Genomic DNA, 19,615 nt, shown 5'->3' with positions numbered 1-19,615 from the left:
TCACCTGCCGCCTGCTACGCTATGGTGCGCCAAAGTGTTGAGGATAAAGATAGATGAGCAACGATCCCCTTGTGGTATTCACGCCTTCGGGCAAACGCGGTCACTTTGCCAAGGGCACGCCGGTGCTCACGGCGGCGCGGCAGTTGGGCGTTGATCTGGATTCCGTCTGCGGCGGGCGTGGCATCTGTTCGAAATGTCAGGTCTCGCCCGGATATGGGCAGTTCTCTAAGCATGGGGTCACCGTGGCACAGGACGCGCTGTCTGAATGGAACAGCGTCGAACAACGCTACAAGGACAAGCGCGGTCTGATTGATGGCCGCCGTCTGGGCTGTCAGGCGCAGATCATGGGCGACGTGGTGATCGACGTGCCCGCCGAAAGCCAGGTGCACAAACAGGTGGTCCGCAAACGTGCCGAGGCGCGCGATATCGTGCTCAACCCGTCGACCAAGCTCTTTTACGTCGAGGTGCAGGAACCCGACATGCACGACCCCTCGGGCGATCTGGAGCGGCTCTGCGACGCCCTACGCGATCAGTGGCAGCTTGAAAATGTCACCGCCGATCTGCAAATCCTGCAAACGCTGCAACCTGCCCTGCGCAAGGGCGCATGGAAAGTCACCGTCGCCGTGCATTTGGGCGATGATGAGAACCCGGCCCGCATCATGCATCTCTGGCCCGGCTTCTACGAAGGGTCGCTTTACGGGCTGGCGGTCGATCTCGGCTCTACCACCATCGCGGCGCATCTGTGCGAACTGCAAACCGGAGAGGTCGTGGCCTCATCAGGCGTGATGAACCCGCAGATCCGCTTTGGCGAAGACCTGATGAGCCGCGTCAGCTATTCGATGATGAACGAAGGCGGCGCGGCAGAGATGACCCGCGCGGTCCGTGCCGGTATGAACACACTGTTCGACGAAATCAGCACCGAGGGCGGCATCGACAAGGGCATGATCGTGGATGCGGTGTTTGTCTGCAATCCGGTCATGCACCACCTGTTTCTGGGCATCGACCCTTTCGAGCTGGGGCAAGCGCCCTTTGCGCTGGCCACGTCAAACGCGCTGCGTCTGCGTGCCATGGACCTGGACCTGAACATCCACCCCTCTGCCCGCGTCTATCTGCTGCCCTGCATTGCGGGCCATGTGGGCGCGGATGCCGCCGCCGTCGCCTTGTCGGAAGCCCCCGATAAATCCGACGATCTGGTGCTGGTGGTCGATGTGGGCACCAACGCCGAAATCCTGCTGGGCAACCGCGATAAAGTGCTCGCCTGTTCCTCTCCCACCGGTCCCGCCTTCGAGGGCGCGCAGATCAGCAGCGGCCAGCGCGCCGCCCCCGGCGCGATCGAACGGGTAGAGATCGACCCCATCACTAAAATCGCCCGGTTCAAAGTGATCGGCAGCGACCTGTGGTCCGACGATCCCGCCTTCGAGGCCGAGATCGGTGCCAGCGGCGTGACTGGCATCTGCGGCTCGGGCATCATTGAAATGGTCGCTGAAATGCGCATCCACGGTATCGTCGACGCCCCCGGCCTGATCGGCACGGCAGAGCAGACCGGATCAGCCAATGTTTTTGCCGACGGGCGCACCAATTCCTATCTGGTCTATGATGGCACCGCCGATGGCGGCCCGCGCATCACCGTCACCAACCGCGACATCCGCGAAATCCAGATGGCCAAGGCGGCGCTTTATTCCGGTGCGCGGTTACTGATGGATAAATTCGGCGTCGATCACGTGGACCGCGTGGTGCTGGCCGGTGCCTTTGGCGCCCATATCAGCCCCAAACACGCGATGATCCTCGGCATGATCCCCGACGCCCCGCTCGACAAGGTGACATCCGCCGGGAACGCCGCAGGCACCGGCGCGCGCATTGCTTTGCTCAACACCACCAGCCGTGCCGAGATCGAAGAGACGGTCCGCAACATCCACAAGATCGAGACCGCCATCGAACCCCGCTTCCAAGAGCATTTCGTCAACGCCTCTGCCATCCCCAACGCGGTAGAGCCCTTCCCGATCCTCAACAGCATCGTCACCCTCCCGACCGAGACCTTCAACACCGGCGGCGACAGCTCCGGCGGCACCCGCCGCCGCCGCCGCCGCTAAGGTCTGCCCGCAACCATCAGCAAAGGGCGCGTCAGGCAAAAACCCCGCTTGACGCACCCGCCACATCGGATTAAGTCACCTCACGGCGCGCGGGTATGGTGAAAAGGTATCACGGCAGCTTCCCAAGCTTTAGTTACGAGTTCGATTCTCGTTACCCGCTCCAGCCCTTCCCTAAAATTTATCTCAATCCTTTTCGGGGATCGCGGCATGTCACGCCGCCAAGTGCCGTTTGTCAATAATCCGCCCTTGACCCGACCGGTAGCATTCCGCCGTCCTTTGCGGCAGTATCTCTTTCGTAGCTTTGCAATGTTGCCCGAAGGGATACGCCAGATGTTGAAATACGTGTTCTTTTGGCTGCTGTTGATCCCGGCAACGGCCACCGCTGAAAAAGCAGCCCCTGCATCAGAACTTTTGTCAGAATGCACCGCGCCACAGACAGATCCGAACGCCGTGCATGAATGTCTGTTTGCAATGGGCGATCAGGTGGAGCGCGACATGGTGCGCGCCTATCTCGATGCCCAAGCGGCGCTGGCTGCGTTTGATCAGGCGTTTTCGCGAAAGGCCGATGCCTCGGCGAGCGCGTTGCTTCAGAGCTCTCAGATCGCATTTGAAGAATACCGCAAATATCACTGCGCGTTTCCCGAACGCTTGTCGTTGGGGGGAACGGCCGCGATCAACGTGACGCTGAGCTGCCGGATTGACCTGACGCGATCGCGCATCGAGCAGTTGCAAGACTACGCCACCGCACGCTGACGCCACCGATCCCTTGGCGCATTACCGTGCGATGACGATATCCGCGCGCAGACCGCCCAGAGTGTCCGAACTGCCCAACCGCAGCACGCCGCCATGCGCGCGGGCGATGTCGGTCGCGATGGCAAGACCAAGACCCACGCCGCCGCTGCCACTGTTCTGATTGCGCGCGGGGTCAAGCCGCGAGAACGGGCGCACGGCCTCAATGCGGCGATCCTCGGGGATGCCGGGGCCGTCGTCCTCTACCCTGATCCGCAGGGTTTTATCCGTCAGCAGCACAGATACCTCGGCCCGCGCCCCATAGCGCACCCCGTTCGAGATCAGGTTATCCACCGCGCGCAGGATCGCCATACGGCGCAGCCGGACGGTACCGGTGCCGTCGCCCTCGGGTGGCAGCAAGGTCACGTTGCGACCAGCGCGTTGCGCATCCTCTACGGCAGTCTGCATCAGGGCGTGCGGGTCCAGGGGTTCGGCCTCCCCCTCAGCGGTGCCTTTGGCGAAATCAAGGAAGGCATCCAACATGCCCTGCATATCATCGACATCCTGCAGCAGCGGCTCCGCGTCGTCTTCGTCAATCATCGACAGGCCAAGCCGCATCCGCGTCAGGGGCGTGCGCAGGTCATGGCTGACCCCCGACAACATCAAGGTGCGCTGTTCAATCTGCCGCTCGATCCGTGCGCGCATATCGACAAAGGCCGCCCCCGCCGCACGCACCTCGACAGCGCCTGTGGGGGTATATGGCACGTGACGCCCGCGGCCAAAGGCTTCGGCCGCGCGGGCAAGCCGCTTGATCGGGCGCAGCTGGTTGCGCAGATAAACGAAGGAGATCAACGTCATGACAAAGCCGAAGCTGAAGGTATACACGAACAGCTGATGCGGGTTCTGCGCCGAAATCCTGCGCCTCTCGAACTGGAGATCAAGCGGGCCAAAGCGCGACTGCACATAAAGATGCACCCCCGTGGGCCGCGTCAGATCAAGGCTCAGGAAGGACGGCAGATACTGATCGAACCGCGCCACCATTACCCGACCGGAATAATCATACCACGACATCCGGTTGCGCGTCGGCACCTCACTGGCGGACACAGGCGTTACCCCCATGTCCAGCGCGGCCAGCCGATCTTGAACCGTGGCGGGAACGGCAGCGGCGGACGGGGCGTCATCGACCACCTGCATGACCAGTTCGACCTCGCGCAAGACGGTATCGGTCATCTGGTTGGTGACCCCCTCATAGTTCCGCTGCGCAAAGATCACGGTCATCACAAGCTGCAAGATCACCACCGGCAAAAGCAGGATCAGGGCAGCGCGCCCATAGATGCCGCGGGGCATATATCGTTTGAGCCAGACAAAGAACATGGGATAGACCTTAGCCAGCCCCCTGCCCCAGCGAAAGGCCAAACCATGCTGCCCCCTGACGACTTCGACCCCGCCATCGGTATTGCCGAGACCTTGGAACCGGGCCTGCGCCGCATCGTGGCCGACAACCCCTCGCCCATGACCTACCGTGGCACGAATACCTATCTGCTGGGCACGCGCGGCATCGCCGTGATCGATCCCGGCCCTGCGTCGCCGCGGCACCTGCAAGCGATACGCGATGCCATCGGACCCGACCAACACATCAGCCATATCATTGTGACCCATACGCACCTGGACCATTCGCCCCTCGCGCGCGACCTCGCCCGTGCCTGCGGCGCGCCGATACTGGCCTTTGGCGACGCGTTTTCCGGCCGGTCTGCGGTGATGCAACAACTGGCAGCCGTGTCCGATATTGGCGGCGGCGAAGGCATTGATGCAGAGTTCATCCCCGATCAGCCCCTAAGCCACGGAGAGACCATCGCCGGCGACGACTGGACGCTGAGCGTGATTCACACCCCCGGGCATATTGGTAACCACATCAGCCTTGGCTGGGATGACGCCTGCTTCACCGCCGATCACGTCATGGGCTGGGCCAGCTCGCTGGTGTCGCCGCCGGATGGGGATCTCACCGATTTCATGGCCTCCTGTGCCGAGCTGCAAAAAACCGACTGGCGGGTGTTCTATCCGGGTCATGGCGCGGCGGTGACCGACCCCGCCGCGAGGCTCGACTGGCTGGTGTCGCACCGCCGCTCGCGCGAGGCTGATATCCTGCGCGCCCTCAGCCAAGCTCCTGCCACCGCAGCCCAACTTGCTGCCGCGATCTACACCGAAACCCCGCCTGCGCTACTGGGTGCCGCGACCCGCAACGTCCTTGCGCATCTGATTGACCTTACAGGCAAAAACCGCGTCGCCCCCGTTGACTCCCTGTCGGCGACAGCAACCTTTCGGCGGGTCTGAAAATCTTTTGAAAAAATCTGGAAAAAAGTGGCAAAACCCTCTGGACGCCGGAAATTACCATAGCTATACGGTGCAGACCGTTCCGACGTAGCTCAGCGGTAGAGCAGTTGACTGTTAATCAATTGGTCGTAGGTTCGATCCCTACCGTCGGAGCCATAAAAAGCCACCAAGTTCAGTGACTTGGTGGCTTTTTTGATTTTTACTCTTTTGCCGTAAATCTTTTGGGGTAACAGTTGGGGTAACAAGACAAGGGACGGCATCCTGCAAATTTAGCATCTCACTTCGCAAGGTAAGTGACAGTTGCAAGTAAAATGCTTAGATACCTGTCGAGTGCATATTCTGCAGCTTAGTTCAGAATGGTGAGGTCAATTTGAGCGACAACTTAATGATTGACCTTGAGGCATATGAAATCCGTGCCAACTCTCTTGGGTTTGAAGCTCTATCGAGACTTCATAGCAACCTATCAAAACAGCAGAACGCCAGCCTCGGAATAGATTGCAAGCGATTAACTTGGATCGATGCTCAGCTAGGGGCATGTTTGCTAACTATTGTGAATCACGCTCGCAAAGCCGGAAATGAAATTCTTTTTTACAATATAACACCTCGGATACAAACTATCCTGAAGAAAAATAAGACTCTTTCCGGCGGAGCGGCCGACGTCCATGGAACGACAATACCTATCACAGGTTTTGACACGAACAGCGCCGTAGAGTTCTCTCAGTTCAGCAAAGCTCGATTGATGCGGCGAGAGATGCCTAAAATGAGTGACGGCCTTGTAAAGAAGTTTTTTGAAGGAATCGATGAACTGTTTGCGAATAGCTCCCTCTGGGCCAATTCTCCGATCTCCGTTTTTGCCGGCGGGCAGTACTTTCCACGTTTGGATAGGTTGGCGTTTGTGATTTCTGATGGGGGTAGAGGCATTCATGGGTCACTATCAGCTGCAGGGAAGAACTTCGCTGCGCCAGAAGATGCAATAGATTGGGCCATGGAAATGAACAACAGTGCGCGTGTTGGGGATATTCCAGGGGGACTGGGTTTAGGTATTCTTAAGGAATTCATCGGTTTGAATGGTGGTTGCCTGCTTGTATGCTCGCATGGCGGCTATTGGGAGTACAGAAACGGAACATTGAAAAAACAACGCATCGCATATCAATATCCGGGAACGGTGGTTTCCTTGGAGATCGACACTTCAGATTCTAAATCCTATCACATGAAATCCGCAGTCAATCCGCATGAAATTTGGTGATCACATGAAAACAATTAGGATATCAGTATCGTCGATAGTTGGAGGAGGTATCTGTGTCGCGGCGTCAGACGGGAAGAAGGTACACAACGAAATCCATAAGATAATTACAAGCGGAAACCGTGCAGAGCTTTCTTTCTTTGGCGTCACGAGGATGACGACAGCGTTTCTCAATGCAGCCGTGGGACAATTGTATGGTGAACTACCTGAAGATACTATAAGAAAGCACCTAGCGGCTCCAGTTGACTATCAAGATTGGCACTTAGATCGACTTAAGATGGTAGTGGAAAGAGCTAAGGTTTTTTTCGCGGACGCAAACGCTGTAGAAGAACTGTTTGACGATGGGAAAGGCGACGCCGATGAGTGAGATCATCAGTGCACATGCCGATTGCAAATTCGAAAACGAGTTCGTGTTGTTCGACACAAACGTTTGGCTTGCTATCTACGGAAATGATCCAAGGCCTGAAAAGCAGGTCTATAGTGACTTTTATGCTAGCGTTCTCGAGGCTGGGAATACTGTGATAGTAAATGAGCAGGTGATTTCCGAGTTTTTTAATAGATTTTGCAAAATGGAATTTGAGTCACTATTTGGACGAGCAAGATGGAGAGACTATAAACGACTCCGAAAAACTGACAACAACTTCAAGTCGAGGGTTTCGACTGTAAAGGATATTTGTTTAGAGATATTAAGTGACTGCACATATCAGCAATCAAACCTGCAGCAAGATTGCCTGGAAACTAATCTAAGTTTGGTAGTCGATGGAGAACTCGATTTGACCGACGCCGCGCTAGTAAGCGAATGCGCTTCTGGCAAATTTGTACTTGTCTCTCATGATGGTGATTTTGCCAAGACTAGTATTAGGTTTGTCACGGGAAATATGAAGGTACTTAAGATGAAAACTGCTGCGAGTTGAGCTTCTGCCTGCTGAATTTAATCAGCACCTATTCTTAGAAGGGTGCTGGCTCCAAGTCTTCTCATTCATTTTCGGCCTCATGCTTCCAATCCACCAGTTTGAGGGCCATTGCCGGATCAATGTCTGTTTCCTTGGCCGCTGCCATTGCTGCCACAACCGCCGTAAGCGCCCTCGCGCGGCCACCGGCATCAAACGCCTGCAATGGTCGCATTACATCCAGCTTTACCGTATTTCCCAGCTTTTCGGACGCCTCTTGCCCGATCATCGCTGCGATAGGCATAAGACCCCATTGGGCAAGGTGGCGTTGCGCCTCTCTGACCATTGGCCCCGTTGTGCTGATATTGCTTAGAGCGGGTAGAACCCCATAGACCATTTCAATGCTGGACCGTGCCGACACCAGCGTTTCCTTTGTCATAGCTTTGGATAGGTCAGGCGACACATCGGACGGCTTCAAATCAGTCTGAGGCGCAGGACCACCCGCCGCCGTAACGTTGACGGACTCACGTATTAGCACCTTGCCGCGAAACCCACGGAACCCGCGCGCCAGATCGCTCATATCTTGGTCAGGTGCCTCAGGGAACGGAATGACAGACGAACCCAGTGGCGCGTTTGCGTAGACCTCGGACAGGGCCAATTCCAGCGTTTGCAACAGACTCGCCGTAAGCCGCGCCCGCCGCAACGGGGATTGTCCGACATACGGCATACCCACATCAGCACCAACGCGCAGGTGCAGCACCTCGCCCGCCAGCACCGTCATAGACTTGCCGCCGCCCGTGTCAGAGACGCCAACACGGTAGGCCGTGGGCTTGGAATAACGTGTGGTCAAATCCCAATCCGAACACGGCAACAACCCGTCCTCGCGGATCACGAACACACATTCCCCGCGCAACGCCAGAGCGCGACCAGCCAACGCCAGCATCATCGGGGTCAGCATGTCGGTGCCTTCCACATCGGATAGGCTCAGACCGCCTTCCCAGAGGCTCACACAGCCTTGCACCGTGCCAGTGAGTTCGGCAACGCCATCAACGCCGCCGATGTAATCCGTCCGCGCTTGCATCACCTGCGTTGTGTATCCGTTGCCAGTGGACCGCGTTTCGTTCTCAGGTTCTTTCCGTTTGAATGGCCACATATCAAGCCCTCCGATATGGACGCAGCAGATCAGCCGCACCGCTATTTTGCATTGCTTTTGCAATCCATGTGGAAGGTCGTTCTAGTTCTGTTTCCGCAGCATTTTCACCCTCGCCCGAATATCGGGCAGACGTAGCCGCAAATTCAGGCAATCGAGTAAATCTGCCGTAGTCGTCCTTATCAACTTGAATTAGGCAGTATTGCGTTAGCCTGTGCGCGGCCTTCGCCACCACAGTCGGAACGGCATAAGTCGTCACGCCGTCCACTTCGACACCCTCAGGCCCCACGGTTGCCGTGATCCGATACGGGCCATCACCGGGCAGGCAATATCCATATGGCCCCTCAGGCAACGTGACCTCGACCCAGCCGTTTTCCCATTTTTCAGCAGAAATAGCCGTTACCGGTTTCAAGGGTGGCGTCCAGTCGCCTTCCCCCTCCACGGTCCAGATCACTTCTCGCGGAGTGAACCGGTGCGCGATATAGCTTTCGATCCGCTGCCAAGAATCATCTGTGGGCGCAAAGCCAAGTTCGCTTTGCCCAATATCTGGATATGAAGCCGGAATAGCTTCAACTTGCTTGATCGTTTCTGCCATGTTTAGGCCCTCCATCTGTTCAAAGTGCGATGCAGGCCAATCCCAAGCCCATCCGATTGCAATAGCCCGTCAGGCGTCCAATTTCGCGCTTCGATCTGGGTTTCTGGATAAGCGGGTCTTGTCACAATCGACATTTCGTAAAGCAAGGCTTGCAACACCGTGCGAATGACCGCATTGAACGCCCCGTTTTCTGGGTCCATCCCTTCATCTTCAATCGTCTCAGGATTAGGAACCCGCCGCTTTGGTGGGAGGCGAAACCCCGGCGATATGCCGATTGCCAACCCGGCAGACACCGCCGCAAGAACGTCTTTAACATAGCTGACCTCTTGCATTTCCTCAGAAATGGTTGCCGTGAACGTCACTGCCTCAGGACTGTCTTTAATGTCCAAAGTGCCAGACCGAACCGATGCCAAAGGTTTGCCAAAGTCGTGACCAGACAACAGGTGAATGTCCTTTGCCCCGCCATGCTCAGACGGGGTGTTGATCCGATAGGCAAAAGCACCGGGCGCAATTGCCTCTTTCTTTGGCCTGCCGGAACGGCCCCCATCACTGAGGACCGCCCGTTTGCCGTAGGGAAAAGAGCCTTGCAATGCCAACGCACCGGATGCCCTTTTGCGTAGTTCCAGACCGCCGCCTGCAAAGCCTTCTAGCATCACTGAATACCAGTCAGGATTTCGAGTTGCACACCACGCGCAACCGTAACATCCATTGTGGTCAGTGCCGTCAGGCGCAATTGCCCAGACTTTGCATCACTGAACGGATCGCGGATCAGATCCACCGCCCCCCACATGCCGCAGAACACCGGAGCCACCCCGTTTGTGGATGTGGACAGGAGCGCCATGCTTTCAGCCGGATCACCAGCCGGGGCCAAGATGCCGTTGGTGGTCAGGACGGTCTTGCCCATCTTTGCCACCAAACGGTCCCACTCAGAGATTGCCAGACCGCTAATCAGTTCGTCCATGCTGTCAAAGACCTCAGGACGCAACAGTAGGTTAACCGCACCGGGGCCGCTTGCCGCGTTCGCCGTCATAAACCGCACGACCGCAGCACGGAACGCGGCATAGGACGCCGCCGCATCGATGGCCGTTTCTGTGATGCCGTAGGCGGATGCACCGGGGAAAACGCCCAAAGGCTCACCACCGGAACCAGAGCCGAGGAAAATGGCACGATCAGTCTCTTGCTGGATTGCCGCCGACATATCGCGCCGTACCGCTTGCTCCAGACCTGCACCCGCCTGTTTTAACGCCTTGCGGGTGATCTTCATTTGAACACCCAGTGTCTGATCAGGCTTCATCGGCACATCGGTCGTCGTGTAAGCTTGCGGCCCCGGCACGTCACCAGTCTCAGAGCCAGCCCAGCCCGGTTGTGCGCCACCCGTGGCAACGGGGTATTCGATTTCCCCCACGCCCACGTTGATCATCCGGCAACCCATCGCCGTTGCAGAGGAACCCGCGAACAGGCGCTCAATCGTTGGCATTGTGCGGATTGGGTCAGGAACACCGCCCGCAAGCGTTTCACCAGCACGGGTTTCCAGCGCCTCAAGGGGAACAGGGATACCTTGGAACCCGCCCGCGCTGCGCAATTCTTCCACCATTTCAGCGGTTGCACCGTCCAGCTTGCGGCCTTCATCAAGTGCTAGGGCGACTTGGCGCAATTCAAAACGGCCCGCAAGTTCGCCCCATTCTGTCTCAGAGCGGCTTTCCAGTTCGGCCCCCGCTTCTTTGCGCTCATCGTCCTCAGCTGTCAAAGCCGCACGGAACCGCGTTTCGTTGGTGCGATACTCAGCATCCAGCGTTTCCATAGACCGCGTTTCGTCCTCAGACGGTTCGGGTTTGCCTACCAAGTCGGCAAGCTGTTGACGGATTTCCGACTGACGCCGGGTGATTCTTAGTGAATCAAGCATTTGATTTCCTTTCATGCTCAACGGGATTGCGCTGCAAATCTCGCAGCAGGTCGCGCCATTCTTGGCGCTTTGGGGTCAGAGGCTTGTGCCCAACCTCAATTCGGGTTTTCCGGGCATGGCAGGGGCCGCAAAGCATCTGCAAATTGCTCAGAGAATAGGAAAGTTCGGGGTGCGTTCGGACGGGTAGAATGTGGTCACATTCCAACCGCCGCCGTTCGCCACATTGGACACATTGCCAGCCGTCACGGTCCAGCGCCTGCATCCGCAGGGCCTTCCAGCGGGGGCCGCGTGTAACCTTACCTGAGTGGCGTTTGTAATCTTGCCTCATCCCCATGCGATGCGCCCTCCTTTCTGTATTGGCCGGCCCATGATCCGAGCGCCCTCAGCAACGGCGATAACCGTGGCAGACGCCGCATCAATCCGGCCCGTAGAACGCGCCTTTGCCAGTTTCAGATTGTTGGATGGATCGCGCAGAGTAACCGCATCAGCGAACGCAGAACGCAGCAACAAGGACGGGTTTGTCAGCACCTTGCCGTCAAACGCCGCCCGCCGGAACCGCTCGCAATCCTCGTTCCCGTCTTTGAACCCAAAGCCGCGCCAGATCACAGGCGAACGGATGCCCGCCCGGTCAATCGCTTCTCCAAGTTCGGATTGCTTGTACCGATCCGCGACTAGCGCTGCGACGGGTTCGCCCTCGATATGTTTCATCACCTCGATCAGCCAAGGTGCAATCGGCACGGTTTGATCGCCAATTGTGGACAACTCGCCCCGATCCTGCATTTCAACATAGCGCCCTTGAACGCCATCATTTGCGCCACGGTCAGCAAGGTTCGGTTTTCTTGGGAAGGTGCCAAGGCTTTCAAGACGGCCCGTTTCCGGCCAGTAAAAAGACGCCGCCGTCATAGACGCAGAGCCGCCAAGGTCGATACCGATCACGCATTGCCCTTGCCGTGCCGGAACCTCAGATACTTCACAGGCAAGCCACTCATCTACGGTCAACAGCACATCCCGGGTTTCGCCGCTTACACGCTCATTCCGGTTATAGAGCCGGAACGTGGTCAGCGTTGAGCCGCCCCGCTCAATTGCCCGCCGTGCCTGACCTTGCAACCAGTCCAAAGAAGAACCAATGCCAGCAACAGCGCCGGGGTTTGCTTCTTTGAGGCTTTCCAGATCATCCGCAGGCAAGCCCGGTGACGGTCGATGTTCTTGCCGATAGATGCCCGGTGCGTCCTCGTCGAGCCAGATTGAAAAGGGGTGGGCATCATCAGGTGCAGAGGTTGAAATGATTAACGCCCGCCCGCCACGCTTGCCCATACCGGACAACAGCGCATGTTCCAGAGCGTCACCTTGATCAGCCGCCCAATGGCCCCGTTCATCCATCAAGATCAACGTAGGGGCAGAGCCAAGCGCAGACTTGCCATCAGCCGCAATCGCCCGGATGAAATGCCCGCCGCCGCCACCCTCATATTCGATTTCAAGACGCGGGGAACGCCGGACTGTGAACAGCTTTTGTTCGTCTTCAGGTAAAGACCGCATGAACCCGACCACAAAGTCAAAAGCGATGCGGGCTTGGTCCCGCGTTCTTGCGGCAATCAAGATTTCGCGCCGAGGCTGACCATCCCACTTGCCCATGCACGATCCCAGAGCGATGCCAGCCGACAGCGCCGTCTTAGCGTTCCCGCGCCCGATGGACAAAACCGCCACGTTAACATCGCCAGCCAACGCGCCTTTAACAAATCGCTTTTGGAATGGGGCAAGCTTGACCAGTTCGCCTGCCTTTGGCCCCTCGGGGATTGCCAGCGTTTCAAGGAACCGGATTGCTTTGGTGGATGCTTTCATGCCAGCCTCCAGTTGTTGCAACACAGGAGGTATTGATGCTGAATAAAATAGGCGGTGTGTTCGTATCCGTGCTTTTCGGTGTTCCGGCGTTCGCTCAGAGTGACCAATGCCGTTGGATGGAAACAGATCGCCTTGCAGCTTCCCTTTGCGAATGCCGCGAAATAGAAAGCGATATCGAACGTTTGCAGTGTTTTGAGAAAGTTAGCCGTACGGATATGCTTTTGCGCCGTCAGGCCGATGCGAGAGCCGAATGGCTTAGCCGTCAACCATTCGGTATTGAGGCAATGCGCGACAGAACCTCTAGTGAAGCCAACTAATCCGCACAGCGCGAACGCATAACCCAGACCCCCGGCCCCCTGCCCGGATGCAAAAGCCGCCATTGGGACCAGATCAAACGTCATGCCGCCACCCCGACAGCTCTGAGTTCGTCGGCTTCTAAAAGGCCACGGCTCAATATCTCACGAGCTAGCGATGGGCTAATCGCAGTCTGTGGAATGAAGGCACCGGCCTTCACTTGCGATGCCCAATAAGCGGCTGCGTCGGCTTGCCCATCATTTGGCAAAGCCCTAGCTCGCGCGTGTTCTTTTCTAAGTTCCTTTTCTCTGTTCGCCCCCCAAACCTGTCGGGCTTTCTCGGACACATCTGTCGTGCTTTCTGGACAGTCCTGTCGGGCTTTTACCGTCGAAAGGCTGACAACCTTGTCAGCCTTTTTTTTGACTTCCACTGCCCGGTTAAGTGTCGCCTCAGTCGGCAAATACCTTGTGGCTCTGCCGCGGTTCACACCTCGCTCGACCGTGTAGTGCCCGGACCCCAAAAGGTCACGAGCGGCTCGGCTGACCGTTTTTTCCGAAACCCCCATCGCCTTCGCCACGAATGCATCAGAAGGGCGAGACTCGCCTGTCACATGATCTGCGTGATTGAGTGCAAGATATGCCGCAAGGCGAAATGCACGGTCGGACACTTCACGGTCGGACGCCAAGTCGCGCAGATGCTGCAGCTTTACCTTAGCAAACGGCAAGTCACTCATCAGGCCGCCTCAACTTGCGTCTCTACCCACGCCAAGACATCAGCCTGCCGCCAGTAACGACGGCGGGAAATATATATAGGTTTGGGGAAATTGAGGTCTGTGTCATGGAGCCAACGCCACAGGCTCATGTCAGATATGCCGCCACACAGTTCGCGCACGGTCGCAGCGGATATGAGTTTCTTGTCCATGATAAGCCTCGCTATAAAAAACGTAGGCAATCACTGACAAAATAAGGGGATTACGAGGAGCGGGAAAGGATATCTTCGATTGCTTTCACCCCCCATTTTCGGATGCGCATCTTCTCTCTAAACCGCTGCAGGATATCATTGTAATAGTCTGAATGTCTTGCCTTTTCTGAAATCCCGGCAACCTGCTTGGCTGCGGTATTTCTGGAAAGCTCATCTCGGAGAACAAGTAATCTCATTTGGTTCATTGGCTGTATCCAGGTTTCAGAACCCCATGGAACTGCCAGCTTATTGCCACCGCCGCGCGGCTTCTTATGACGTGGAAGCGTCTCCAATAATTCCATTTCTGTTCGTGGATGTTTACCAAAGGCAGTCATTGATATGGTCCCACTTTGGTGCGGCTTCTCTAATCCAAGGAACCGCTCGGCAACGCCTGACACTTTTCTTTTCGTCACGTTGTCTGGTCCATTTAATACCCGGTAGAGGTTTACCCATTCGCGGATCCAAGGGCCTTCAATCCGCATTTTTCGCTGCGTTTCTTCGTCCGTAAGCACGAACTCTCCTCGTATGCGCAGGGCATTTCGAAACTCGTCAAGCGTTCCGGCTATTGCGTGTTGGTCAATGCGAAAGAGTATATCCAGGTATGCGAGAATATGCACATCGGGCCAATTTGGTCGGTCCTCAGGTTTCAACTGCATAAACTCCCACAAGTCGGCCTCGATCACGATCTCCCCACCGACGGCAAACAGAAATTCGTGGTGTGTAATTCCCTGCCCTTTCGAATTCATCACTACTTAGCCTCCCCAATACGCACTACGTTGTCGGAATTGCCGGATACTATCTGCGCAACGAGTCCGGCCCATGCTTCCAACGCTCTCCTCTTTTCGTCTGCATAGTCGTGCCGTTGATACACTGCCACGATGCCGCCACCCGTTCCACTGACATGGTTGAGAACCGCCTCTGTCACACGCACAGGTATCCCGAGGCGGGCCATACCCGTTGCGGCGGTCCTTCGCAGGTCGTGGAATGTCCAATGTGGGATAGTCACTTCCAAGCCGCGCTCTTCGCTAGCAATCGCAACCATTTGGTCAGCAAGGTGCTGACGGCCTTTGTGGAATCCACTTAATGGCGTTCCGCCAGTCGTGGTGTGGTAATACCCCTTATCGCCTTCGATAATATCTATACGGCAAAGAACACTTATTGCGGCATCTGACAAAGGTATGTCATGCGCCCGCCCATTCTTTGTGCGGACCGCCGATAAATGCCAATTGGTGCCTGTGACCTCTTTATCAGTCATGCAGGCGACTTCATTCAATCTCTGGCCGGTCAACAACAACAGCTCTCCCAACGGTCCCCAAGGTTGCTTGATCGCCTGACAGGCCATCCAGAACCATCGAACCTCATCATCAGACAAAACGCGGTCCCGGCTGACCTCTTTCGCTACCGGCTTGATCCCGGTTGCTGGACTGAACGCAATTATGTCCCGTTCCACACACCAATTGAGAAACTTATTCAGATAGGACCGCACTCTATTAGCTGTCACAATCCGCCCAGAATCGACTATGCTGTCCAGCAGGTCAATGACGTCACGCTTGGCAATATCATGGATGTCGCGCCCGCCCCACTCCGATACAACGTGCCTATCCAATTCGCGTTTGACCGTATGACCGCTTTTCAGGCCAGACAAATGGCGCCGGTCGAATTGCTCAATCAGCGTCTTCACCTTATCGCGTTCAGATAGCTGAGCTTCCAGCCGTGCAGCCTTGGTCGCCTTTTTCTCAGCCGCAGGATTTTGGCCACGTTCAATTTTGTCAATTGCATCGGACGCAACTGCACGCGCATCAGCGACGCCAAGAACGGGCCAACGCCCAAGCGTGAGCTTTGCAGGTTTTCCCGCCCAGCGATACCGAAGGGCCCATGACTTTGCACCACTCGGCTGGATTACCAGATACAGCCCAGACAGCGCCGGGTCAGGCACTTCAAGTCTCCGTACCAGGTTGGGTTTCATCGCGTCGACAGCTTTGGTCGTGAGTGCCTTTGCCATAGTCAATTGGTCCTTTGGGGTAACACTGGGGTAACATTTTGAACCAATAGTGGTCGTTAGATCATGTTAGATATAGATACAAAAAAATCATATAACATCAAGCAAAATATGGAATATTTATATTATCAAGGATATGGTTCGTTAGGTAGTGATACGGTCAATATTTTGACTGTTAATCAATTGGTCGTAGGTTCGATCCCTACCGTCGGAGCCATAATAAGCCCTCAGGTCTATGACTTGAGGGCTTTTTTAATGCCTAATCATTAACAGACTAGGGCCTTGCCTTGGCGGGCAATTCTGGCGGGCTCAGCTTGGTGACCGCCCTGAATTAGCCTTCTGAATAGAAAACGTTCCCGAATACTTAGCCGCCCTTTTTTTCGACGCGACAATCCGGGTTTTGACGGTCCCGCGCCGTAGAAGAAGCCTAAACCCCGTTAGGAAGAATAGCCGCCAAACTGTCGGATACGGCCTTCGAAATCCGCGACCCGCTGTGCAGCATGATCCGATCGCGCCGCCATTCCGACCAGCAGCATTTCCACGGCGGAAAACGTCGAATTCAGCGACGGCAGAAAATGAGGCCCGGCCATGGGCAGACACACGACTTTCCACGCCCCAACCGCGATTGGCGAGGCATGACTGTCGGTAAGGGCTAAGACCCGCGCGCCGCGGGATTGGGCGATTTCGCAGGCCCGAACCACCTCGGCTGAGTAGTGTTCATAGGTGATCCCGACCACAATATCTTCGGATGCGGCCTGAGACATGACATCAACAATACCCCCCGGCAGCGTTGGCGTATCTGCGAAATTTGCAAAGGCCATGCCGCCCACATACGAGAAATAATGCGCGATCGCATAGCAGCTGCGCACGCCGACCACATAGACGTTACGCGCGCTGAGCAACGGGTCGATGCACGCATTAAGCGTGTCCAAAATATCTGCCGAGAAAAGCGTCGCCGTGTTTTCGCGGTGCGCCTCCATCAGCGCGGTAAAAGCGCTGTCGCGGTGTTCACGTCGTAGCGTCTGCGCGCGCGCGCCGTAGTTCGGCGCAAGCGTTTGAAGCGTTTCCTGCACATCCGTCCGGAAAGCGTCAAAGCTGGCGTAGCCAAGCGCCTTCGCCATCCGGGTGACGGTATTCGGATTGACCCCTGCCTGCTTTGCCAGCCCTCGAATCGAGTTAAAAGCGACCAGCGACGGATTATCGAGAAGCCAACGGGCAAACGTCCGCAGCGCGGGCGTTCCTTCCACACTTACGTGTGACAAGCGTTCCTTCAGTGTTTCATCGTTGCCCATCAAAGCCTTACCCTTCGTTCATGTGTGCCAACGTTCACGTCGCTGTTGCACCCGATGCACAGGAAAAATACATTTGCCTAATATATGCTGGTGAAATAATACAAACGCATCATCGCGCAGACAAGTGCTGATGTCACGTCACCCAAAGCGCCTATTCAACCAAGGACTACAGTCATGAAAAGTCATATCTTCGGCCGATCCACCAAAGGCGCGCTGCCGGTCGCCACCAAGGGGGACGGCTGCTATCTGATCGATGCGGACGGACGCAGATATCTTGATGGTTCGGGCGGTGCTGCTGTTTCTTGTCTGGGGCACTCAAACCCGGCTGTCCGCACCGCCCTGCACGCCCAGATTGACCAGCTTGCCTTCGCACATACCGGCTTTTTCACGTCCGACCCGGCAGAGCGTTTGGCCGATCGCTTGGTCGAAAACGCGCCTGCGGGCATTGATCGGGTATATCTCGTCTCTGGGGGCTCCGAAGCGGTCGAGGCATCGATCAAGCTCGCGCGGCAGTATTTTCTGGAAATCGGGCAACCCAAGCGCCACCGCGTCATTGCGCGCCGTCAAAGCTATCACGGAAATACATTAGGCGCTTTGGCAGCAGGGGGGAAATGCGTGGCGTCGCACCCAATTCGCGCCCCTGCTTGCCGACACCACCCATATCAGCCCCTGCTATGAGTACCGCGACCGGCAGGACGGCGAAACGCAAGAAGCCTACGGCTTGCGCGTGGCGAATGAGCTGGAAACCGAAATCCTGCGCCTTGGCCCTGATACGGTGATGGCCTTCCTTGCTGAGCCTGTAGTGGGTGCCACCTCTGGCGCGGTACCTGCCGTGCCCGGGTATCTCAAGCGCATCCGCGAGATTTGCGACCAATATGGCGTGCTGTTGATCCTGGACGAGGTGATGTGTGGCATGGGCCGTACCGGCAAACTGTTCGCCTGCACCGAGGATGGCGTCGCCCCGGATATGATCACCATCGCCAAAGGACTTGGCGCGGGCTATCAACCGATCGGCGCGCTGCTGACCTCGGGCACCATCTATGATGCAATTGCAGCGGGCACCGGTTTCTTCCAGCACGGCCACACCTATATGGGCCACGCAATGGCGGCCACTGCGGCCAATGCCGTGCTCAACGAAATTCTGGACCGCGATCTGCTGGCCCATGTCACCACCCAAGGCGACAAGCTCGACGCAGCACTAAAGGCGCGGTTCGGCGATCATGACAACATTGGCGATATACGCGGGCGCGGGTTGTTCCGCGGGATCGAACTGGTTGCCGACCGCAGCACCAAAGCACCATTCGATCCGTCCCGTGGCCTTGCCGCGCGGATCAAGAAGGAGGCCTTTGCCGCCGGTCTGATCTGCTATCCAATGTCCGGCACAATCGATGGCCAACATGGCGACCACGTGCTGCTCGCGCCGCCGTTTATCATCGAGGACGCACAGATCGATGAACTGGTGGGCAAACTATCAACGGCCATCGACAAGGCGCTTGTCCCATGACCGCATTGCCCAGATTTATGGTCGCGCCGAATGGGGCGCGGCTGACCAAGGCGGACCACCCCGCCCTCCCCGTCACCATAGAAGAGACGGTCGCCTGCGCGGTGGCCTGCCATGCTGCCGGTGCGGATGGCCTGCATGCCCACGTGCGCGATACCCAGCAACAGCATGTTCTGGACGTCGGGCTTTATGCTGAGCTCCTGACCGAACTGGGGCATCGGGCACCTGATCTCTACGTTCAGATCACAAGCGAGGCCGCAGGGACTTTCACCCCCGCAGAACAACGCCATCTTGTCGAAACCCTGAAACCTCGCGCCGTGTCGGTCGCGCTGCGCGAGATCACGGCCGATCAAGAGAATGCCGTCACCCGACGGTTCTTTGCCATGTGCGCCGAAGCGGGTATCGACGTTCAACACATTCTCTACGACACCGCGGATATCACCCACCTTGCCCAGCTTGCCGCGCAAGGCGATGTCCCCCGCGACGGGCTCAAGACCCTGATCGTTCTGGGGCGTTATACCAGCGGGCAAACCAGCACACCTGAAGACGTTGGCGCACTGGCCCAAACCCTAAAGTCGGCTTTGCCGCAGGTGGACTGGGCCGCCTGCGCCTTCGGACCACAAGAAACCGCCTGCCTGATCGAGGCGATGCGTCACGGCGGCAAGACCCGGATCGGGTTCGAGAACAACCGCTTGAACGCAGATGGAAGCGTCGCGACCAACAACGCCGAGAGGGTCGCCGAACTGGTCGCGCAGGCCGACCACGCTGGATTTACTTTCTGATCACACACCAGGTCACA

19 protein-coding genes, 2 tRNA genes and 1 pseudogene are annotated in these 19,615 nt (G+C 57.0%); 10 read left to right on the top strand and 12 right to left on the bottom strand.

What is annotated here, in order from left to right; genetic code table 11:
• Positions 1-53 precede the first annotated feature (53 nt).
• The 3 genes from GLP43_RS09165 (at position 54) to GLP43_RS09155 (ending at position 2,843) form a co-directional block, all read left to right on the top strand.
• Positions 54-2,090, top strand: a complete 2,037-nt coding sequence (locus GLP43_RS09165; RefSeq protein ID WP_237279077.1) for an ASKHA domain-containing protein — start codon at positions 54-56, stop codon at positions 2,088-2,090.
• A gap of 89 nt (positions 2,091-2,179) precedes the next feature.
• Positions 2,180-2,253: transfer RNA gene (locus GLP43_RS09160), tRNA-Gly, on the top strand.
• A 167-nt stretch (positions 2,254-2,420) separates the two neighbouring features.
• On the top strand, positions 2,421-2,843 hold the full coding sequence (locus GLP43_RS09155; protein ID WP_237279076.1) for a lysozyme inhibitor LprI family protein: 423 nt from the start codon (positions 2,421-2,423) through the stop codon (positions 2,841-2,843).
• Between the two features lie 21 nt (positions 2,844-2,864).
• Here GLP43_RS09155 and GLP43_RS09150 read toward each other — a convergent pair whose 3' ends face one another.
• Positions 2,865-4,193: an ATP-binding protein gene (locus tag GLP43_RS09150; RefSeq protein WP_237279075.1), complete on the bottom strand. Its 1,329-nt coding sequence runs from the start codon at positions 4,191-4,193 to the stop codon at positions 2,865-2,867.
• Positions 4,194-4,238: 45 nt separating this feature from the next.
• Here GLP43_RS09150 and GLP43_RS09145 point away from each other — a divergent pair, with 45 nt between their 5' ends.
• From GLP43_RS09145 to GLP43_RS09125, 5 genes are all read left to right on the top strand, one after another.
• On the top strand, positions 4,239-5,150 hold the full coding sequence (locus GLP43_RS09145; RefSeq protein ID WP_237279074.1) for an MBL fold metallo-hydrolase: 912 nt from the start codon (positions 4,239-4,241) through the stop codon (positions 5,148-5,150).
• 81 nt (positions 5,151-5,231) lie between these two features.
• Positions 5,232-5,306, top strand: a tRNA-Asn gene (locus GLP43_RS09140).
• A 214-nt stretch (positions 5,307-5,520) separates the two neighbouring features.
• A complete protein-coding gene (locus GLP43_RS09135; protein WP_237279073.1) occupies positions 5,521-6,396 on the top strand; it encodes a hypothetical protein in 876 nt (291 codons plus the stop codon).
• Positions 6,383-6,760, top strand: a complete 378-nt coding sequence (locus GLP43_RS09130; protein ID WP_237279072.1) for an STAS-like domain-containing protein — start codon at positions 6,383-6,385, stop codon at positions 6,758-6,760. The genes GLP43_RS09135 and GLP43_RS09130 overlap by 14 nt, the downstream gene beginning before the upstream one ends.
• The gene (locus GLP43_RS09125) at positions 6,753-7,307 is read left to right on the top strand and encodes a PIN domain-containing protein (RefSeq protein ID WP_237279071.1); all 555 of its coding nucleotides are present in this window, start codon (positions 6,753-6,755) and stop codon (positions 7,305-7,307) included. Before GLP43_RS09130 ends, GLP43_RS09125 begins: the two co-directional genes overlap by 8 nt.
• A gap of 61 nt (positions 7,308-7,368) precedes the next feature.
• On the opposite strand, the gene GLP43_RS09120 is transcribed toward GLP43_RS09125, so the two are convergent.
• The 11 genes from GLP43_RS09120 to GLP43_RS09070 all read right to left on the bottom strand — a co-directional run bounded on the left by GLP43_RS09120 (position 7,369) and on the right by GLP43_RS09070 (position 17,315).
• On the bottom strand, positions 7,369-8,436 hold the full coding sequence (locus GLP43_RS09120; RefSeq protein ID WP_237279070.1) for a phage portal protein: 1,068 nt from the start codon (positions 8,434-8,436) through the stop codon (positions 7,369-7,371).
• A 1-nt stretch (position 8,437) separates the two neighbouring features.
• Complete coding sequence (locus GLP43_RS09115) at positions 8,438-9,028, bottom strand: hypothetical protein (RefSeq protein WP_237279069.1); 591 nt, start codon at positions 9,026-9,028, stop codon at positions 8,438-8,440.
• Between the two features lie 2 nt (positions 9,029-9,030).
• Positions 9,031-9,681: an HK97 family phage prohead protease gene (locus GLP43_RS09110; protein WP_237279068.1), complete on the bottom strand. Its 651-nt coding sequence runs from the start codon at positions 9,679-9,681 to the stop codon at positions 9,031-9,033.
• Positions 9,681-10,931: a phage major capsid protein gene (locus GLP43_RS09105; protein ID WP_237279067.1), complete on the bottom strand. Its 1,251-nt coding sequence runs from the start codon at positions 10,929-10,931 to the stop codon at positions 9,681-9,683. The genes GLP43_RS09110 and GLP43_RS09105 overlap by 1 nt, the downstream gene beginning before the upstream one ends.
• Positions 10,924-11,121 (bottom strand): hypothetical protein, encoded by a 198-nt coding sequence (locus tag GLP43_RS09100; protein WP_237279946.1) that lies wholly within the window; start codon positions 11,119-11,121, stop codon positions 10,924-10,926. Before GLP43_RS09100 ends, GLP43_RS09105 begins: the two co-directional genes overlap by 8 nt.
• A 134-nt stretch (positions 11,122-11,255) precedes the next feature.
• Complete coding sequence (locus GLP43_RS09095) at positions 11,256-12,770, bottom strand: terminase large subunit domain-containing protein (RefSeq protein WP_237279066.1); 1,515 nt, start codon at positions 12,768-12,770, stop codon at positions 11,256-11,258.
• Complete coding sequence (locus tag GLP43_RS09090) at positions 12,767-13,171, bottom strand: hypothetical protein (RefSeq protein ID WP_237279065.1); 405 nt, start codon at positions 13,169-13,171, stop codon at positions 12,767-12,769. The genes GLP43_RS09095 and GLP43_RS09090 overlap by 4 nt, the downstream gene beginning before the upstream one ends.
• On the bottom strand, positions 13,168-13,797 hold the full coding sequence (locus GLP43_RS09085) for a helix-turn-helix domain-containing protein (RefSeq protein WP_237279064.1): 630 nt from the start codon (positions 13,795-13,797) through the stop codon (positions 13,168-13,170). Before GLP43_RS09085 ends, GLP43_RS09090 begins: the two co-directional genes overlap by 4 nt.
• A gap of 238 nt (positions 13,798-14,035) precedes the next feature.
• Positions 14,036-14,773, bottom strand: coding sequence for a hypothetical protein (locus GLP43_RS09080; RefSeq protein ID WP_237279063.1), 738 nt, complete (start codon positions 14,771-14,773; stop codon positions 14,036-14,038).
• On the bottom strand, positions 14,773-16,026 hold the full coding sequence (locus tag GLP43_RS09075) for a tyrosine-type recombinase/integrase (RefSeq protein WP_237279062.1): 1,254 nt from the start codon (positions 16,024-16,026) through the stop codon (positions 14,773-14,775). Before GLP43_RS09075 ends, GLP43_RS09080 begins: the two co-directional genes overlap by 1 nt.
• 434 nt (positions 16,027-16,460) lie before the next feature.
• Positions 16,461-17,315, bottom strand: coding sequence for a MurR/RpiR family transcriptional regulator (locus GLP43_RS09070; RefSeq protein WP_237279061.1), 855 nt, complete (start codon positions 17,313-17,315; stop codon positions 16,461-16,463).
• A 174-nt stretch (positions 17,316-17,489) separates the two neighbouring features.
• Here GLP43_RS09070 and GLP43_RS09065 point away from each other — a divergent pair.
• Both GLP43_RS09065 and GLP43_RS09060 read left to right on the top strand, forming a co-directional pair.
• Positions 17,490-18,819 (top strand): annotated as a pseudogene (locus GLP43_RS09065) (aspartate aminotransferase family protein).
• Positions 18,816-19,598 carry a 3-keto-5-aminohexanoate cleavage protein gene (locus GLP43_RS09060; RefSeq protein WP_237279060.1) on the top strand — a complete coding sequence of 261 codons (783 nt, stop codon included), beginning with the start codon at positions 18,816-18,818 and terminating at the stop codon, positions 19,596-19,598. The pseudogene GLP43_RS09065 and the gene GLP43_RS09060 overlap by 4 nt, the downstream one beginning before the upstream one ends.
• The last annotated feature ends 17 nt before the right edge of the window (positions 19,599-19,615 follow it).

Origin of the sequence: Sulfitobacter sp. M39, from assembly GCF_021735935.1 — a bacterium.
In the GTDB taxonomy this organism is placed as follows: Bacteria; Pseudomonadota; Alphaproteobacteria; order Rhodobacterales; family Rhodobacteraceae; genus Sulfitobacter.
The sequence above is the reverse complement of the archived record's forward strand: the minus strand, read 5'-3'. Positions and strand labels throughout refer to the sequence as shown.

Excerpts from the sequence above, each read along its gene's own strand:
- GLP43_RS09110 (WP_237279068.1), bottom strand. The coding sequence starts at position 9,681 with ATGCTAGAAGGCTTTGCAGGCGGCGGTCTGGAACTACGCAAAAGGGCA.
- GLP43_RS09130 (WP_237279072.1), top strand. The coding sequence starts at position 6,383 with ATGAAATTTGGTGATCACATGAAAACAATTAGGATATCAGTATCGTCG.
- GLP43_RS09075 (WP_237279062.1), bottom strand. The coding sequence starts at position 16,026 with ATGGCAAAGGCACTCACGACCAAAGCTGTCGACGCGATGAAACCCAAC.
- GLP43_RS09120 (WP_237279070.1), bottom strand. The coding sequence starts at position 8,436 with ATGTGGCCATTCAAACGGAAAGAACCTGAGAACGAAACGCGGTCCACT.
- GLP43_RS09085 (WP_237279064.1), bottom strand. The coding sequence starts at position 13,797 with ATGAGTGACTTGCCGTTTGCTAAGGTAAAGCTGCAGCATCTGCGCGAC.
- GLP43_RS09125 (WP_237279071.1), top strand. The coding sequence starts at position 6,753 with ATGAGTGAGATCATCAGTGCACATGCCGATTGCAAATTCGAAAACGAG.
- GLP43_RS09150 (WP_237279075.1), bottom strand. The coding sequence starts at position 4,193 with ATGTTCTTTGTCTGGCTCAAACGATATATGCCCCGCGGCATCTATGGG.
- GLP43_RS09070 (WP_237279061.1), bottom strand. The coding sequence starts at position 17,315 with ATGGGCAACGATGAAACACTGAAGGAACGCTTGTCACACGTAAGTGTG.
- GLP43_RS09090 (WP_237279065.1), bottom strand. The coding sequence starts at position 13,171 with ATGACGTTTGATCTGGTCCCAATGGCGGCTTTTGCATCCGGGCAGGGG.
- GLP43_RS09145 (WP_237279074.1), top strand. The coding sequence starts at position 4,239 with ATGCTGCCCCCTGACGACTTCGACCCCGCCATCGGTATTGCCGAGACC.
- GLP43_RS09105 (WP_237279067.1), bottom strand. The coding sequence starts at position 10,931 with ATGCTTGATTCACTAAGAATCACCCGGCGTCAGTCGGAAATCCGTCAA.
- GLP43_RS09165 (WP_237279077.1), top strand. The coding sequence starts at position 54 with ATGAGCAACGATCCCCTTGTGGTATTCACGCCTTCGGGCAAACGCGGT.
- GLP43_RS09155 (WP_237279076.1), top strand. The coding sequence starts at position 2,421 with ATGTTGAAATACGTGTTCTTTTGGCTGCTGTTGATCCCGGCAACGGCC.
- GLP43_RS09095 (WP_237279066.1), bottom strand. The coding sequence starts at position 12,770 with ATGAAAGCATCCACCAAAGCAATCCGGTTCCTTGAAACGCTGGCAATC.
- GLP43_RS09060 (WP_237279060.1), top strand. The coding sequence starts at position 18,816 with ATGACCGCATTGCCCAGATTTATGGTCGCGCCGAATGGGGCGCGGCTG.
- GLP43_RS09115 (WP_237279069.1), bottom strand. The coding sequence starts at position 9,028 with ATGGCAGAAACGATCAAGCAAGTTGAAGCTATTCCGGCTTCATATCCA.